Source organism: Microbacterium sp. M3 (assembly GCF_033548675.1).
Lineage (GTDB): Bacteria > Actinomycetota > Actinomycetes > Actinomycetales > Microbacteriaceae > Microbacterium > Microbacterium arthrosphaerae.
This window is the reverse complement of record NZ_JAWTZT010000003.1, coordinates 100,795-116,815: the sequence shown is the minus strand read 5'-3', so window position 1 is coordinate 116,815 and position 16,021 is coordinate 100,795. Positions and strand designations below refer to the sequence as shown.

Genomic DNA, 16,021 nt, shown 5'->3' with positions numbered 1-16,021 from the left:
CATGTCAGGCTCCTCCATCGTCACGCTCCCGGAGCGCGCCGTCGAGCTGCTCGGCGGGCAGCCCGACGACACGACCCTCCGGCGCTACCTGCACGGCCTGCCCGGCGTCGACGCCGTCGGCCTCGAGCAGCGCGCCGCCGGCCTCGGCACGCGGTCGATCAAGACCACCTCGAAGGCGTGGGCGCTCGACAAGATCATCCAGCTCATCGACCTGACCACTCTCGAGGGGGCCGACACGCCCGGCAAGGTGCGCTCGCTGGTCGCCAAGGCGCTGAATCCGGATGCCTCCGACCCGACGACGCCGCGCGTGGCGGCGGTCTGCGTGTACGGCGACATGGTGCCCTACGCCGTCGAGGCGCTCGGGTCGGCCCACGGCGATCCGGACGACGGCGGAGTGAGCGTCGCTGCGGTGGCCACCGCCTTCCCGAGCGGCCGCGCGTCGCTCGAGATCAAGCTCGCCGACACCGCCGACGCCGTCGCCCACGGCGCCGACGAGATCGACATGGTGATCGACCGGGGCGCGTTCCTCGCCGGACGCTACGGGCTCGTCTTCGACCAGATCGCCCGCGTCAAGCAGGCGTGCCGCCGCGAGGACGGCACCTACGCCTCGCTCAAGGTGATCCTCGAGACGGGCGAGCTCAACACCTACGACAACATCAAGCGCGCATCGTGGCTGTCGATCCTCGCCGGCGGCGACTTCATCAAGACCTCCACCGGAAAGGTGCAGCCTGCGGCCACGCTGCCGACGACGCTGCTCATGCTCGAGGTGGTGCGCGACTGGCACCGCGCCACCGGCGAGAAGGTCGGCGTGAAGCCGGCCGGCGGCATCCGCACCTCGAAGGACGCGATCAAGTACCTCGTGACCGTCGCCGAGACCGTGGGCGAGGAGTGGCTGCAGCCGCACCTCTTCCGCTACGGCGCGTCGAGCCTCTTGAACGACGTGCTGCTGCAGCGCCAGAAGCTCTCGTCGGGGCACTACTCCGGCGCCGACTACGTGACCATCGACTGAGATCAGGGACGACAGAACATGAGTTTCCTCGAGTACGCCCCCGCCCCCGAGTCCCGCGCGATCCTGAACCTGCGCGACGAGTACGGGCTGTTCATCGACGGCGAGTTCCGCGCCGCCTCGGGCGAGTCGTTCGCCACGATCTCGCCCGCCGACGAGAAGCACATCGCGACGATCGCCTCCGCGACGGAGGCGGATGTCGACACCGCCGTCGCCGCCGCCCGCCGCGCCTTCGATCGCACGTGGTCGACCATGAGCGGCCGCGACCGCGGCAAGTACCTCTTCCGCATCGCCCGGCTCGTCCAGGAGCGCGCGCGCGAGCTCGCGGTGGCCGAGAGCCTCGACAACGGCAAGCCCATCAAGGAGAGCCGCGACGTCGACGTGCCGCTCGTCGCGGCCTGGTTCTTCTACTACGCCGGATGGGCAGACAAGCTCGACTACGCGGGCCTCGGCTCGGCCCCGAAGCCCCTCGGCGTCGCGGCCCAGGTGATCCCCTGGAACTTCCCGCTGCTCATGCTCGCGTGGAAGATCGCCCCGGCGCTCGCCGCGGGCAACACCGTCGTGCTGAAGCCCGCCGAGACCACGCCGTTGTCGGCGCTCATCTTCGCCGAGATCCTCCAGCAGGCCGACCTGCCGCCGGGCGTCGTCAACATCGTCACGGGCGCCGGCGCGACCGGGGCGGCCCTGGTGCGGCATCCCGATGTCAACAAGGTCGCCTTCACCGGGTCGACCGCCGTCGGCCGCGAGATCGCGAAGGCCGTCGCCGGCACCGACAAGAAGCTCACGCTCGAGCTCGGTGGCAAGGCCGCGAACATCGTCTTCGAGGACGCACCCATCGATCAGGCCATCGAGGGCATCGTCAACGGGATCTTCTTCAACCAGGGCCACGTCTGCTGCGCCGGCAGCCGGCTGCTCGTGCAGGAGTCGATCCATGATGAGGTCGTCGACCGGCTGAAGGACCGCCTCTCGACCCTGCGCCTGGGCGACCCGCTCGACAAGAACACCGACATCGGCGCGATCAACTCCCGTGAGCAGCTCGACCGCATCCGCGAGCTCAGCCGCATCGGCGAGGAGGAGGGCGCCGAGCGCTGGAGCGCCGACTGCGTCATCCCCGACAACGGCTTCTGGTTCGCGCCGACGATCTTCACGAACGTGCAGGCGTCGCACCGCATCGCGCGCGACGAGATCTTCGGCCCGGTGCTGTCGGTGCTCACCTTCCGCACCCCGGCGGAGGCCATCGAGAAGGCCAACAACACGCCGTACGGCCTGTCGGCCGGCATCTGGAGCGACAAGGGCTCGCGCATCCTCGCGGTCGCCGACCGCCTGCGAGCCGGCGTCGTGTGGGCGAATACGTTCAACCGGTTCGATCCGTCGTCGCCGTTCGGCGGCTACAAGGAGTCCGGCTACGGCCGCGAGGGCGGTCGCCACGGCCTGGCCGCGTATCTGAAGGGCGGCTCGGCGCTGGAGAGCTCCCGGTCGTTGAGCGAGCGCGCGAGTAGCGCAGCGACGAAACGCGGCCGCTCGAAGAAGGAGGTGTCGGCGTGAGCCGTCTGACGATCCCCAAGACCTACAAGCTCTACATCGGCGGCGCCTTCCCGCGCAGCGAGTCCGGCCGCACCTACGAGGTCGCGACGCCGAAGGGCGACTTCCTCGCCAACGCGGCGCTGGCCTCCCGGAAGGACACGCGGGATGCCGTCGTCGCGGCGCGCGGCGCGGTCAAGGGGTGGTCGGGGGCGACCGCCTACAACCGTGGTCAGGTCCTGTACCGCGTCGCGGAGATCCTCGAGGGTCGCCGTGCGCAGTTCGTGGACGAGATCGTGCAGCAGACAGGAGCGTCGGCGTCCGTCGCCGCCGCCGAGGTCGACGAGTCGATCGACCGCTGGGTCTGGTACGCCGGCTGGTGCGACAAATTCGGCCAGGTCGCCGGCAACGGCAACCCGGTCGCCGGGCCGTACTTCAACATCTCGGTGCCCGAGCCGACCGGCGTCGTGGGCGTCATCGCCCCGCAGGACACGGCGCTCGTCGGCCTGGTGTCGGCGATCGCACCGGCGCTCGTGACGGGCAACTCGGTGGTCGTCGTCGCCTCGCAGCGCTACCCGCTGTCGGCGATCTCGCTGGCCGAGGTGCTGGCGACCAGCGACGTGCCCGGGGGAGTGGTGAACGTCCTCACCGGTTCGTCGGCCGAGCTCGCACCGTGGCTCGCCTCGCACCCCGACGTGCACGCCCTCGACCTCGTCGGCGCCGGCGACCTCGACTGGGTCGACCTGCAGATCGCCGCGGCCGACACGCTCACGCGGGTGCTCCCGCCGGAGAACGGGACGGATGCCGCGGCCCCGAGCCTCGCGCGCATCACCGCGTTCACCGAGACGAAGACCGTCTGGCACACCAAGAGCCTGGTCTAGCGGTCCGTCGCCGCGCTCGAGCGTTTCGTCTCGCTTCGCTCGCTCAACGACCGGGGGAACCGCCTCGGTGGTCGGTGGTCGGTGTTCGAGCGTTTCGTCTCGCTTCGCTCGCTCAACGACCGGGGGAACCGCCTCGGTGGTCGGTGTTCGAGCGTTTCGTCTCGCTCCGCTTGCTCAACGACCGGGTCTCAGCAGAGGTTCCGGTCGTTGAGCGAGGGAGCGCCATCGACCGAGACGAAACGCCTCGGCGCCGGCGCAGATCCTCGGCGTCTGACGCTCCCGCTCAGGTGAGGTCGAGGCCGCCCCACTCGCCGGGCCGCGTCAGCTCGCCGTAGTGCACGTCGACGTCGTCGGCCGACACCGAGGCGACGCAGGCCAGCAGCGACAGCGTCGGGTACCCGTACGGGCGGTTGTCGCGGATGATCGCGCCGTCGTCGGTGGGCGGAAGCGCCGCCGAGCGCTCGAGCACCTCGACCCACGGCATCCACCATCGTCCTTCGGTCGCGGGCACCGTCGACCGGAAGTCGCCGAGCCACCGGGCGATGCGCGGCGTGGCGGGGTCATCGACGTCGTCGTGCGCGATCATGTGCGTGCCCGGCTCGAGCTCGGTCGTGCGCAGCGCGACGCCGTCCCACGTGAGCACCCGGGCGCGCGGCCCGTCCACCTCGACGAGGTTGAACCCGTGCGTCGCCGGGGCGCCCGCGGGCGGGCGGCCGGCGACCGTGTCCAGCACGATGCCGCCGCGCGACACCAGCTCGGACTCGGGACGCGTGGACTCGTCGGCCCGGTTGAGCAGCACCGCCAGCCGCCCGGCGGCGGGGTCCGCCGCGAGCCACGCGCCGCCGCCCGCACATCCCTGACGCCGACGACGCCGTCGTGCGGTTCGGGCCACCAGCGGCCGAGCGGGTTCCAGGGGCGCTGCGGATCCTCGTCGCGGATCGCCAGCAATCGCGTGGGCTCGTCCGCCGATTCCGGGACGCGGATGACGACGGTGCACATGCGGGGCCTTTCGAGGTGAGGGCCGGCGTGAGCCGGGCATCGGGCAGTCGTGCCAAGATCGGAGGGTGTTCGTCGTGGTCGGGGTCACGGGTGGCATCGCCGCCTACAAGACGGTGCAGCTCGTGCGCCTGCTGGTCAAAGCCGGGCACGAGGTCCATGTCGTGCCCACCGACGACGCGCTGCGGTTCGTGGGGCTGCCGACGTGGGAGTCGATCAGCCGGCATCCCGTGACGACCTCCGTCCACGACGACGTCGCGCGGGTGCGTCACGTCGCGCTCGGCCAGGCGGCCGACCTCGTGATCGTGGCGCCCGCGACGGCGAACACCCTGGCGAAGATGACCGCGGGACTCGCGGACGACCTCCTCGGAACGACCCTACTCGCCACCACGGCGCCGGTCGTCGTGGCGCCCGCCATGCACACCGAGATGTGGCGGCACCCCGCGACGGCGCACAACATCGCGACGCTGCGCGAGCGCGGCGTGATCATGGTCGGGCCCGAGGACGGCGAGCTCACCGGCGGAGACACCGGGCCGGGACGGATGTCGGAGCCCGAGGCGATCCTCGAGGCGGCGCTGGCCGCCGTCGCGGCGGGCCGGGGCGACCTCGACGGCCTCCGGGTCGTCGTCAGCGCCGGCGGCACGCGCGAGCCGATCGACCCGGTGCGCTACATCGGCAACCGCTCCAGCGGGCGTCAGGGCGTGGCCGTCGCGCTCGCCGCCGCCGAGCGGGGCGCCGAGGTTGTGCTCGTCGCGGCGCATGTCGACGACGGCGTGCTGGCCGCGGCATCCGCTCTCCCCGGCGTGCGGGTGGTGCGGGCGGGCACCGCCGCCGAGCTCGGTGCGGCGGCCGAGGCCGAGGCCGAGGCCGCGGACGTGGTCGTGATGGCGGCGGCCGTCGCCGACTACCGCGTGGCCGAGGTGTCGCCACGGAAGCGCTCGAAGGACGCCGCGCCGGGCGGCGGCATCACGCTCGACCTGATCGAGAACGACGACATCCTGGCGGGCCTCGTCCGCGCGCGGCGGGACGGGCAGACCGTCGTGGGATTCGCCGCCGAGACGCCCGGTGAGGGTGAGACGCTCCTCGACCGCGGACGCCGCAAGGCCGCGCGCAAGGGCACCGACCTGCTGGCGGTGAACGAGGTGGGGTGGGCCCGGGGATTCGAGACGGCCGACAACGCCGTGACGATCATCGACGCCGCCGGCGACGTGCTCGCGGCCCGCCGGGGCAGCAAGCAGGAGGTCGCACACGCCCTGTGGGACGCCGTCCTCGAGGTCCGGGGAAAAAGATAACGAAAGCGTAACGGCGCATGTAGAGTGGTCGGCACCACGTCGAAGGGGACGTGGTGTACGACCCGGAGGACATGCCCGATGCCCCATGCCGCGGCATCCGATCGCCCGCGCGACCGGATCCACGCCCTGTTCGTCGTCTGCGTGCTCGCCGTCGCGAGCCTCGTCATCGCCTTCCTCGGCGCCGCACCGTCGCGCGTCACCTCTCGCGAGCTCCTCGGAGACACGCGGACGCCCGGCGAGGCGGCCTTCATCGCGAGCCATCGCGGGGGAGCGGCCACCGCGCCGGAGAACACCCTCCCCGCCGTGACGGCGGCACTGGCGGGCGGGTTCGAGTACGTCGAGGTCGATGTCGCACTCACCGCCGACCGCCATCCGGTGCTGATGCACGACAATAGCGTCGACCGCACCACCGACGGCCACGGGCGCCTCGCCGCCCTGACGCTCGCCGAGGTGCGCGCCCTCGACGCCGGCGCCTGGTTCGACGAGGCGTACGCCGGCACTCCCGTGCCGACGCTCGACGAGTTCCTCGATCTGCTCGTCACCGCCGACGGGCGGGCGATCGTGGAGTTGAAGGGGGAATGGGATGCCGCGGCCGTCGACGCGGCGGTCGCCGCCGTCGCCGCGCGCGGCCTCGAGCGCCGCATCGTCTTCGCGAGCTTCGACGCCCGGACGCTCGCCCTCGCGGCGGCGGGGTCGAAGGTGCTGTCGCGGCTGCTCATCCTCAAGCAGGTGCCGTCGGATGTCGTGAGCGCGGTCGCCGAGGCGGGCGCGCGGGGCGTGGTGGTGAACCGCAAGGCGGTGCTCGCGCGGCCCGAGATCGTCGACGAGCTCCATGACGCCGGCGCGCGCGTCGTGGTCTACACGCTCAACGACGACGACCAGTGGGACGCGGTGACCGCGCTCGGAGTGGACGGCATCGTGACCGACGACCCGCACACCCTCTCGGAGTGGCAGAGCGCCTACGCCGGCCCGTAGCGACTCGAGCGGTGCGGACGCGGCGTGGCCCCCGGCATCCGATCGTCCTCCTCGTTAGGGTCGGAGGCGCGCATGCTCCACCCGGGACGTGCGCTCGACGGAGGTGTGCGGCAGATGACCGAGCGGAAGACGGCGACGCGGATCGCGATCGGCTGCGTGGCGCTCGCGACGCTCGTGGGCCTGGTCACGGGCTGCCGGCCCGAGCCGGGGGCGACGCCGTCGAGCAGCCCGTCCACCACGGCGAAGGAGCCCCGTCCCGTGCCGTCGGGCACCCCGGTCGAGACGCAGAAGCCCCAGACAGGGTTCGAGGTGCCGGCGACGTGCGAGGAGATCTACTCGCCGGCGATGCTGGCCGAGCTGCAGGCGGCCAACCCGCCGCTCAACGACCCCGGCGTGACGATGCTCTCGGCCGAGAACGCCGATGTGCTCGAGATCATCCACGGCGGCGCGCCGACGCTGCGCTGCTCGTGGGGCGGGCCGGGCGAGTACGGCCTGGCCACCAACGTCACGGCGATCGACGCCGACCAGGCGACCGCCGTGCTGGCGGCGCTGCCGGCCGCCGGCTTCGGCTGCGAGGAGCTCGGCGACGGCACCGTCTGCCGCATCGAGCAGCGCGGCGTCACGCTCGACGACGAGGAGTACACGCGCGGCGAGACGCACTACGTCGGCGACGGCGGGCTGGTGACGACGGCCTGGATCAACTTCGCGCCGACCGGCTACACCGAGGACGTCGTCGCGACGCTCTGGGGGTGACCGCAGCGGGGATCGCGGCCGGGTGCTCGCGGCCGGGTGGCCGCGGACGCGCCCCGAGATCGTCCTCCCGGACACGCCCCGCGACATGACTTCCCCGGATGACCGCCCCGTCCCATAGAATGGGCCGAGGGGAATCCGCTGACGATGTCGCAGCTCGCAGAAGCGAGTGCCCGCGACCGCCGGCGGCGCCGCCCCGATCCCGCGTTCGCGACGGCGTCCGCGCCGCCCGCGGGAGCACGCAGAACCATCGGAGTCATCCGATCCTCGCCGGTCCCGATCCGGCACTCACGCTCAGGAGGAGCATGCCGACCACGGCACCCGCCCAGACGGCGCAGCGTCGCCGCAAGTCGTCGTCCGCGCGCCGCGACGACGAGGCCCCCATCATCCCGATCCTCGCGCGCAAGGTGCGCGAGGTCGAGGCCAAGGCGCAGCGCGGAAAGCTGGGCCCGACCAACCGCGTCAAGTTCCAGGTCATCGCGTTCCTGGTGCGCGAGGAGCGCGCCCGCGTGAAGGCCGACGGAGAGCTGACGGATGCCGCGCGCGCCGAGCTGCTGAAGCGGCTCGACGGCGTCGCGACCATCCTCGCCAAGACCGCCGCGCGCGACACCTCGCTCATCCAGCTGCTCGAGGTCGACCAGGCCACGTCGCCGGTGGCCCGCCGCATGCGGCGGGACTGGCTGCTGGAGTCGGGCGCGGAGCTCGCGCCCGACGAGCTCATCATCACCGACGTCGCGCCGGTCGCCGCCCCGGTGGTTCCCGCCGCGCTCGCGCAGCGGCAGGTCGTGCCGCAGCAGGTCGAGGCGCGACGCGAGTCGAACCCGTTCCTGGCGCCCGACCTCACCGCCCGTGCTCCGAAAGAGACGCCCCGTCGTCGCCTGGACAGCTGGGAGCTCATGGGCCCGCTGTACAAGGCGTTCGAGACGGGCGCCGGCGGCGGCAGCGCCACCATGGAGCTGCCTCCCGTCCCGGAGTTCGACCGCCTCTCGCCCAAGGGTCTCGAGGTCATGCCGCACCAGTCGCGGTTCCTCGAGTCGGTGCGTGCGGGACATCGCACGTTCCTCCTCGCCGACGAGCCGGGCCTGGGCAAGACCGCCGAGTCGGTGCTCGCGGCATCCGTCGCGGATGCCTACCCGCTGCTGGCCGTCGTCCCCAACGTCGTGAAGATGAACTGGGCGCGCGAGGTCGAGCGGTGGACGCCGCAGCGCCGAGCCACGGTCATCCACGGAGATGGCGAGGGGATCGACGCGTTCGCCGACGTCTTCATCGTCAACTACGAGATCCTCGACCGTCACCTCTCGTGGCTGAGCTCCATCGGCCTGAAGGGCATGGTCGTCGATGAGGCCCACTTCATCAAGAACCTGACGTCGCAGCGCTCGCAGAACGTGCTGGCGCTGGCCACCCGCATCCGCGAGCAGGTGCGCAACCCGCTCCTCCTCGCGCTGACGGGCACGCCGCTCATCAACGACGTCGAGGACTTCGACGCGATCTGGCGTTTCCTCGGCTGGACCAACGGTGAGAAGCCCGGCTCGGAGCTCATGGAGAAGCTCGACGAGACCGGGCTGACGCCCGCCGACAAGTCCTTCTACCCCGAGGCCCGCGACGCCGTCATCTCGATGGGCATCGTGCGACGCAAGAAGAAGGATGTCGCGGCCGACCTCCCCGACAAGCTCATCGCCGACCTCCCCGTGGAGCTCGACGACGAGTTCGGGCGCTCGATCCGCCAGGCCGAGCGCGAGCTCGGCGAGCGCCTCGCGGCGAAGTACCGCCGGATCATCGAGGCGCGCGGCGACCGCGGGCTCGCCCCCGGCGAGGTGGACGACGACATCGTGCGCCTCGTCGCCCACAACGAGCTCGAAGAGTCCAAGGCCGCCGGCACCGGCTCGGAGAACGTCTTCACGATGGTCCGCAAGATCGGCCAGGCCAAGGCCGTGCTCGCCGCCGACTACGCGGTGCAGCTGCAGCGCTCGGTCGGCAAGGTCGTCTTCTTCGCCAAGCACATCGACGTCATGGACGCCGCCGAGGCGCACTTCGCCGCCGCGGGCCTGAAGACGGTGTCGCTGCGCGGCGACCAGGCGACGACGGCGCGTCAGCAGGCGATCGACGCCTTCAACAACGATCCCGAGGTCGGCATCGCGGTCTGTTCGCTGACGGCCGCGGGCGTCGGCGTCAACATGCAGGCCTCGTCGAACGTCGTGCTCGCCGAGCTGTCGTGGACTGCCGCCGAGCAGACGCAGGCGATCGACCGCGTGCACCGCATCGGCCAGGACGAGCCCGTGACGGCGTGGCGCATCATCGCCGCGCACACGATCGACACCAAGATCGCCGAGCTCATCGACTCGAAGCAGGGCCTTGCGGCCCGCGCGCTCGACGGCGAGGCCGTCGACCCGCAGTCGAGCGACTCGGTGCAGCTGTCGGCGCTCATGCACCTGCTGCGCCAGGCGCTCGGCGCCGCGTAGGCGCGAGCACGAGGAGGGGCGGTCCGGCGACGGGCCGCCCTTCTTCGTGTGCACTGGTGCGTCATGGGGCGCGCGTCGGCTCGCCCCGGGCCCCGCTAGGGTGGCGGAATGCCCCTCGACGCCGACGCGCTGCTCGCCGGCCCGCGCGGTCGCCGTCTCTGCCTGGAGCTCGCGCGCCGGAGCGCGGAGCGCGCCGAGCGGCCTTCCCAGCAGGAGTCGCTCACGGTGCTCTGGTGGGCGGCTCGCGCTTACGATCCCTACCCCGGCGTCGTCCTGACTATGCGCAGCCCGGACGAGGGGTCTCCCTCCGAGCCGCCGACGCCGTCGGCGAGCGACGCCGCCGCGGCGCTCGACACGCTCGCCTTCGTCGAGCCCACCGCGGCCGCGCTGCGCGATGCGCTCGAGATGTCGGTGAGCACGGCGATGTACTGGCAGGAGCCCGACGGCGTCGACGGGCTGTGCGCGACCCCCGAGCTGACCGAGCCGCTCCGCCGCATCGCCGAGCTCATCTCCGCCGCCCCCGCCGCAGGCTGGTGGTCGACCGGGCTCGCCGAGGACGACCAGTGGACCATCCCGTGGGAGGGTGCCGGCCGCGCACCGACCGACCTCGACGCGCAGCTGCATGCGTGGCGCGACGAGACACTCGCCGATGACGCCCGAGCGGCGGCCGAGCGCCCCGACGACCCGGCCGCCCCTTGGGGCGGATACTGGTGGTCGATCCCGCCGCACGGCATGGTGCGCACCACCCGGTCGCTCGGCGCGGACGGGCCCGCACGGCTCTGGTTCGAGGAGGACTCGCTCGGGGGTGACGAGGCCGTCGCCACCCCGGTCGACGCCTACCCCGCGCGGGTGATCGAGATCGACGGCGCCGAGGACTGGGCAGAGCTGTGCCGGCGGCATCCGCTCGATGTCACGGCGTCGCGCCGGCAGGACTGGTACCGCGTCACCGGCCGCGACGGGCCGTGGGTGATCCCCGACTGGGTGGCGGTCGCAACGGTCGCCGATGCCGTGCACCTCACTGTGGCCGGGTACCTGGCGGCCGCGACGCGGCTCATCGAGCTCGGCGATGGGCGTGCGTCGGTGCTCGCGGGCTGGAACCCCGACGAGACGTTCTGGTTCCGCGGCGTGTCGCCGCGCCCCGCAGATCAACAGCGATGGCGCCGCGACGACGGCGTCTGGCGGCGGGAGCCGGACTGACCGGCGCGACGTCAGCCGGGGGCGTGTGACAGGGAGCGGCATCCGGCACTAATGTCGGGGGAGGCAGCGTCGCCGACCCTCTTCACCCGACAGCGAGGAACACAGCAATGAAGATCGGCATCCTGACGAGCGGCGGCGATTGCCCCGGACTCAACGCGGTCATCCGCGGTGTCGTGCTGAAGGGCACCACGAACTACGACCTCGAGTTCGTCGGCATCCGCGACGGGTGGCGCGGCGTCGTCGACGGCGACTTCTTCCCGCTGACCCGTCACGAGGTGAAGGGCCTGTCGAAGGTCGGCGGCACGATCCTCGGCACCAGCCGCACCAACCCCTACGAAGGCCCGCGCGGCGGCGCCGAGAACATCGCGAAGACGATGTACGGACACCGCCTCGACGGCATCATCGCGATCGGCGGCGAGGGCACTCTCGCGGCGGCCAACCGCCTCTCGAACGACGGCATCAACGTGCTGGGTGTGCCGAAGACGATCGACAACGACCTGCGGGCGACCGACTACTCGTTCGGCTTCGACACCGCCGTCAACATCGCGACCGACGCCATGGACCGCCTGCGCACCACGGGCGACTCGCACCAGCGCTGCATGGTCGCCGAGGTCATGGGCCGCCACGTCGGCTGGATCGCCCTGCACGCCGGCATCGCCGCGGGCGCCCACGCGATCTGCATCCCCGAGGTGCCGATGTCGATCGACGAGATCGCCGACCTCGTGACCAAGGCGCACGACCGCGGGCGTGCACCGCTCATCGTCGTGTCGGAGGGCTTCACGCTCACCGGCATGGACGAGGCGTACAGCGACAAGGGCCTCGACGCGTTCAACCGTCCGCGGCTCGGCGGCATCAGCGAGGTGCTCGCGCCCGAGATCGAGCGCATCACCGGCATCGAGACGCGCTCCACGGTGCTCGGCCACATCCAGCGCGGCGGCTCGCCGTCCGGCTTCGACCGCGTGCTCGCCACCCGCCTGGGCCTCCACGCCGCCGATGCCGTCGTGGACGGCGCGTGGGGCCAGATGGTCGCGATGCGCGGCACCGACATCGTGCGCGTGCCTTTCGCCGACGCCCTCGGCGAGCTCAACACGGTGCCCCTGTACCGGTACGAAGAGGCCGCCGCCCTCTTCGGCTGATCCCGCGGTCGCGGGCGCCTGAGCCCGTCCGAGCTCCTGCAGCCGCAGGCGCCGAGCCGTCGGCATCCGCTCATCGCTCTTTCTGTCATCGCGGCGGTTCCACCGCGCGCATGTCCCCATTTCGGCGACGCGTGTCCCAATTTCCGCGCTAAGACGGCGAGCTTGTGAAAGAAAAGGGGACATGGAGAGGAGCGGGCCGACGCTGTGACGGCTCCTCCACAACGAGCGTTCGACGGAGGCTGTACCCCATTCGCGCGCTCGAGCGCTGGCTGCCGACCGTGGTGGACAAGAGTGAGCGGATGCCGCGCCGCTCGCCCTTGCCGCCAGAACTGCTCGCTCGATTCAGCGTCGCCGACGCCCTCGCGCTCGGCGTCTCGCCGTCGAGACTGAACAGCCGCGAGCTCAGGCGTCCTTTCAACGGCGTGCGCTCGACCGTGGTTCCGTCCGGCGCGACCCTGCTGGACGCGTGTCTCGATTACGCGCCGCGGCTGGCGCCATGCCAGTTCTTCAGCCACGAGACGGTGTTCGGGCTCATCGGAGCGCCCACGCCGGGGTGGCCTTACCGTCCGCTGGTCCATGTCTCGGCGCACCGGCCGGCGCGAGAGCCGCGCACTGCCGGAATCGTCGGCCACCGGCTGCAGGTGCGCGAGCCGGCGACGCGGGTGCTGGCGAATGGCCTGCGGGTGGAAGATCCTGTGCGGGCCTGGCGGCAGGCCGGCACGCTCTGGCCGCTGGACGCGCTCGTCGCGGCGGCAGACTTCCTGATCAGCGACCGAGGTCGCAGGCCACTCGCTTCGCTCGATGAACTCGTCGCCGAAGTGAACGCGATGGGCGACGTCCGCGGAGGCATCCTGCGCACAGCGCTGCTCCACTCGCGTGAGGGTGTGCGCTCCTCGCGCGAGACCGACCTCCGACTCCGCCTCCTCGCGGCCGGCCTGCCCGAGCCCGAGATCAACTGGACGCTGCGCGACCACCGCGGATCCTTCGTCGCCGAGCTCGACCTCGCCTACCCGCGATGGCGAGTCGCGCCGGAGTATGACGGACGCGTGCACGCCGAGAACGCCGCGCAGTTCGAGAAGGACGCCGACCGGTGGGACCGCATCCGCGCTGTCGGCTGGGAGCATGTGCGGATCCTCAACCACCACATGCGCGGCGACGGTGGGGCGGCGGTCGCGAAGGTGCGCGACGCGCTGATCCGGGCGGGCTGGCGTCCCGGACAATCGAGCCGTGTCCCACTTTCGTTCGAATAGAGGCTCTCATGCGGCCGAAAGTGGGACATGTGCCGCGGAAAGTGGCACATGCACCGCAGAAAGTGGGACATCCCTGCAGGGAGTGCGACCTGCCGGTGGGGGTATGCCGCGTCCGGCGGTCTGCGGCGCGCCGGCGCCGCGACAGTCAGCCGTGTCCCACTTTCGTTCCCATAACGGGGCCGGTGGAGTCGAAAGTGGGACATGCGCCGCAGAAAGTGGGACATGCGCCGCAGAAAGTGGGACATGCAGCCGGAGGGCGGTCGGGTGCCGCGGTCCGCACCTCGAAGAGGAGAGCGGATGCCGCGGGCCGCGGCATCCGCTCTCCGCGAGCGCGTGAGGGTCAGGCGTCGGCCACGCCCAGCACGTCCAGGATCCAGGCGAGCTCGAACGCCCGCTCGCGCCAGGCGTTGTAGCGGCCGCTGACCCCGCCGTGGCCGGCGACCATCTCGCACTTGAGCAGCGCGTCGGCGCCGACCTCGCGTAGGCGCGCGACCCACTTCGCCGGCTCGACGTACAGCACCCGGGTGTCGTTGAGCGACGTGACGGCGAGTATGCGCGGGTACGAGGCATCCGTCCGCACGTTCTCGTACGGGGAGTACGACTTCATGTAGGCGTACACGTCGGGGTTGTGCAGGGGGTCGCCCCACTCGTCCCACTCGATGACCGTGAGCGGCAGCGACGGGTCGAGGATGGTCGTCAGCGCGTCGACGAACGGCACGTCGGCGAGCACGCCGGCGAAGAGCTCCGGAGCGATGTTCGCCACCGCTCCCATCAGCAGCCCGCCCGCCGAGCCGCCCTCGGCCACGAGCTGCGAGGCCGTCGTGTAGCCGTTGTCGATGAGGTGCAGCGCCGCGTCGACGAAGTCGGTGAAGGTGTTGCGCTTGTTGAGCAGCTTGCCGTCCTCGTACCACTGGCGGCCCATCTCGCCGCCGCCGCGGACGTGCGCCACGGCGAACACGACGCCGCGGTCGAGCTCCGACAGCCGCGCCACCGAGAAGCCGGGCTCGATCGAGTGCTCGTACGATCCGTAGCCGTACAGGTGCACCGGGCGCGGCGCGACGCCCGCGTCGCCAAACGAGCGCTTGTAGACGAGCGAGACCGGCACTTGCGTGCCGTCCTGCGCGGTCGCCCACACGCGCTCCTGCGCGTAGTCCGACGGCTCGTAGCCGCCGAGCACCGGCTGCCGCTTGCGCAGGTGCAGCTCGCGGCTCGCGACGTCGAGGTCGTACACCGTCCCCGGCGTGACGAACGAGCCGTAGCCCAGCCGCAGCAGCGGCGGCGCCCACTCCGGGTTGCCGCCGGTGCCCACCGAGTACAGCGGCTCGTCGAACGCGATCTCGTCGACGGCGCCGGTCGCGTAGTCGAGCATGCCGAGTCGAGCGAGGCCGCCGCGGCGATAGCCGACGACACCCCAGTCGCGGAAGGTCGAGACGCCGAGCAGACGCTCGCCCGGGCGGTGGGGGATGACGACCGACCTCGCGCCGGAGGGATCGGATGCCGCCACCCGCACCAGCTCGAAGTCCAGGGCTCCGTCGTTGTGGAGGATGAAGAGGACGTCCTCGCCCTCGACGACGGCGTGCTCGGAGTCGTACTCGACACCCTCGGTGCGCGGCCACACGACGCGCGGCTCGCCACGGAGGTCGTCCGCATCCAGCAGCCATTCCTCGCTGGTGATGGACGAGCCGAGGCCGATCACGAGGAAGCGGTCGCTGCGGGTGAAGCCGGCGCCCACCCAGTACTTCTCGTCGGGCTCGTGGAAGAGCTTCGCGTCCTCGGCGACGGGCGTGCCGAGCTCGTGCAGCCACACGGTGTCGGGGCGCCACGCGTCGTCGACCGTCGTGTAGACGATGAAGCGGCCATCGGGCGAGAAGGTGGCACCGGCGAAGGTGCCGGGGATCTCGTCGGGCTGCTGCTCGCCCGTGACCAGGTCGCGCACGCGCACGGTGTAGCGCTCGTCTCCCGCGACGTCGACGCCGAACAGCATGAGCCGGCCGTCGTTCGAGACCTCGAAGCTGCCGAGCGAGAAGAACTCGTGGCCCTCGGCCTCGACGTTGCCGTCGAGCAGGACCTGCTCGCCCGGCACCTCCACGTCGGGCGAGAGCTCCGGCGGGGTCCAGTCGTCGGGGGACGCCAGCGGCGCCCGGCACTGGATGCCGTACTGCTTGCCCTCCACGGTGCGGCCGTAATACCACCAGTCGCCGCGCCGCGTGGGCACCGAGAGGTCGGTCTCGAGCGTGCGGCCCTTGATCTCGTCGAAGATGCGCTCGCGCAGCCCGTCGAGATGCGCGGTGCGCTGCTGCGTGTACGCGTTCTCGGCCTCGAGGTGCGCGATGACGGCCGCATCCTCCTTCGCGCGGAACCACTCGTACCGATCCTCGACGTCATCGCCGTGGTGGGAGCGCACGGTGATCCGGCTGTCGGCGACGGGGGGACGGATGCCGGAGGCAGAGGCGGATGCGGCGGAGGCAGGGTCGCTGAGGGTCACCGTTCCACGCTAGTCGCCTCCGAGTTGACCGGTCGGGTCGCCGATGTAGGATTCTTCTGGCCGGTTGCCGGTT

At 71.7% G+C, this 16,021-nt stretch carries 12 protein-coding genes; 10 read left to right on the top strand and 2 right to left on the bottom strand.

Annotated elements, in window-relative coordinates; genetic code table 11:
• Window position 1: 1 nt before the first annotated feature.
• The 3 genes from deoC to R8Z57_RS10310 are packed head-to-tail and all read left to right on the top strand — an operon-like array spanning window position 2 to window position 3,408.
• A complete protein-coding gene (gene deoC, locus R8Z57_RS10320) occupies window positions 2–1,009 on the top strand; it encodes a deoxyribose-phosphate aldolase (RefSeq protein WP_318353682.1) in 1,008 nt (335 codons plus the stop codon).
• A gap of 18 nt (window positions 1,010–1,027) precedes the next feature.
• Window positions 1,028–2,551, top strand: coding sequence for an aldehyde dehydrogenase family protein (locus R8Z57_RS10315; protein WP_318353681.1), 1,524 nt, complete (start codon window positions 1,028–1,030; stop codon window positions 2,549–2,551).
• Window positions 2,548–3,408 (top strand): aldehyde dehydrogenase family protein, encoded by an 861-nt coding sequence (locus tag R8Z57_RS10310; protein WP_318353680.1) that lies wholly within the window; start codon window positions 2,548–2,550, stop codon window positions 3,406–3,408. The genes R8Z57_RS10315 and R8Z57_RS10310 overlap by 4 nt, the downstream gene beginning before the upstream one ends.
• A 283-nt stretch (window positions 3,409–3,691) precedes the next feature.
• Here R8Z57_RS10310 and R8Z57_RS10305 read toward each other — a convergent pair whose 3' ends face one another.
• Window positions 3,692–4,207, bottom strand: a complete 516-nt coding sequence (locus tag R8Z57_RS10305; protein WP_318353679.1) for a hypothetical protein — start codon at window positions 4,205–4,207, stop codon at window positions 3,692–3,694.
• Window positions 4,208–4,472: 265 nt separating this feature from the next.
• Here R8Z57_RS10305 and coaBC point away from each other — a divergent pair, with 265 nt between their 5' ends.
• The 7 genes from coaBC (at window position 4,473) to R8Z57_RS10270 (ending at window position 13,463) form a co-directional block, all read left to right on the top strand.
• Complete coding sequence (coaBC, locus tag R8Z57_RS10300) at window positions 4,473–5,696, top strand: bifunctional phosphopantothenoylcysteine decarboxylase/phosphopantothenate--cysteine ligase CoaBC (protein WP_318353678.1); 1,224 nt, start codon at window positions 4,473–4,475, stop codon at window positions 5,694–5,696.
• A 78-nt stretch (window positions 5,697–5,774) separates the two neighbouring features.
• Window positions 5,775–6,671 carry a glycerophosphodiester phosphodiesterase gene (locus R8Z57_RS10295; RefSeq protein ID WP_318353677.1) on the top strand — a complete coding sequence of 299 codons (897 nt, stop codon included), beginning with the start codon at window positions 5,775–5,777 and terminating at the stop codon, window positions 6,669–6,671.
• Between the two features lie 114 nt (window positions 6,672–6,785).
• A complete protein-coding gene (locus R8Z57_RS10290) occupies window positions 6,786–7,424 on the top strand; it encodes a hypothetical protein (RefSeq protein ID WP_318353676.1) in 639 nt (212 codons plus the stop codon).
• A 302-nt stretch (window positions 7,425–7,726) separates the two neighbouring features.
• Window positions 7,727–9,880, top strand: coding sequence for a DEAD/DEAH box helicase (locus R8Z57_RS10285; RefSeq protein ID WP_318353675.1), 2,154 nt, complete (start codon window positions 7,727–7,729; stop codon window positions 9,878–9,880).
• 108 nt (window positions 9,881–9,988) lie between these two features.
• Window positions 9,989–11,077 (top strand): hypothetical protein, encoded by a 1,089-nt coding sequence (locus R8Z57_RS10280; RefSeq protein ID WP_318353674.1) that lies wholly within the window; start codon window positions 9,989–9,991, stop codon window positions 11,075–11,077.
• A 107-nt stretch (window positions 11,078–11,184) separates the two neighbouring features.
• Complete coding sequence (locus R8Z57_RS10275; RefSeq protein WP_318353673.1) at window positions 11,185–12,213, top strand: ATP-dependent 6-phosphofructokinase; 1,029 nt, start codon at window positions 11,185–11,187, stop codon at window positions 12,211–12,213.
• A gap of 299 nt (window positions 12,214–12,512) precedes the next feature.
• A complete protein-coding gene (locus R8Z57_RS10270) occupies window positions 12,513–13,463 on the top strand; it encodes a hypothetical protein (RefSeq protein WP_318353672.1) in 951 nt (316 codons plus the stop codon).
• A gap of 340 nt (window positions 13,464–13,803) precedes the next feature.
• On the opposite strand, the gene R8Z57_RS10265 is transcribed toward R8Z57_RS10270, so the two are convergent.
• Window positions 13,804–15,948, bottom strand: a complete 2,145-nt coding sequence (locus R8Z57_RS10265; protein WP_318353671.1) for a S9 family peptidase — start codon at window positions 15,946–15,948, stop codon at window positions 13,804–13,806.
• Window positions 15,949–16,021: the final 73 nt, after the last annotated feature.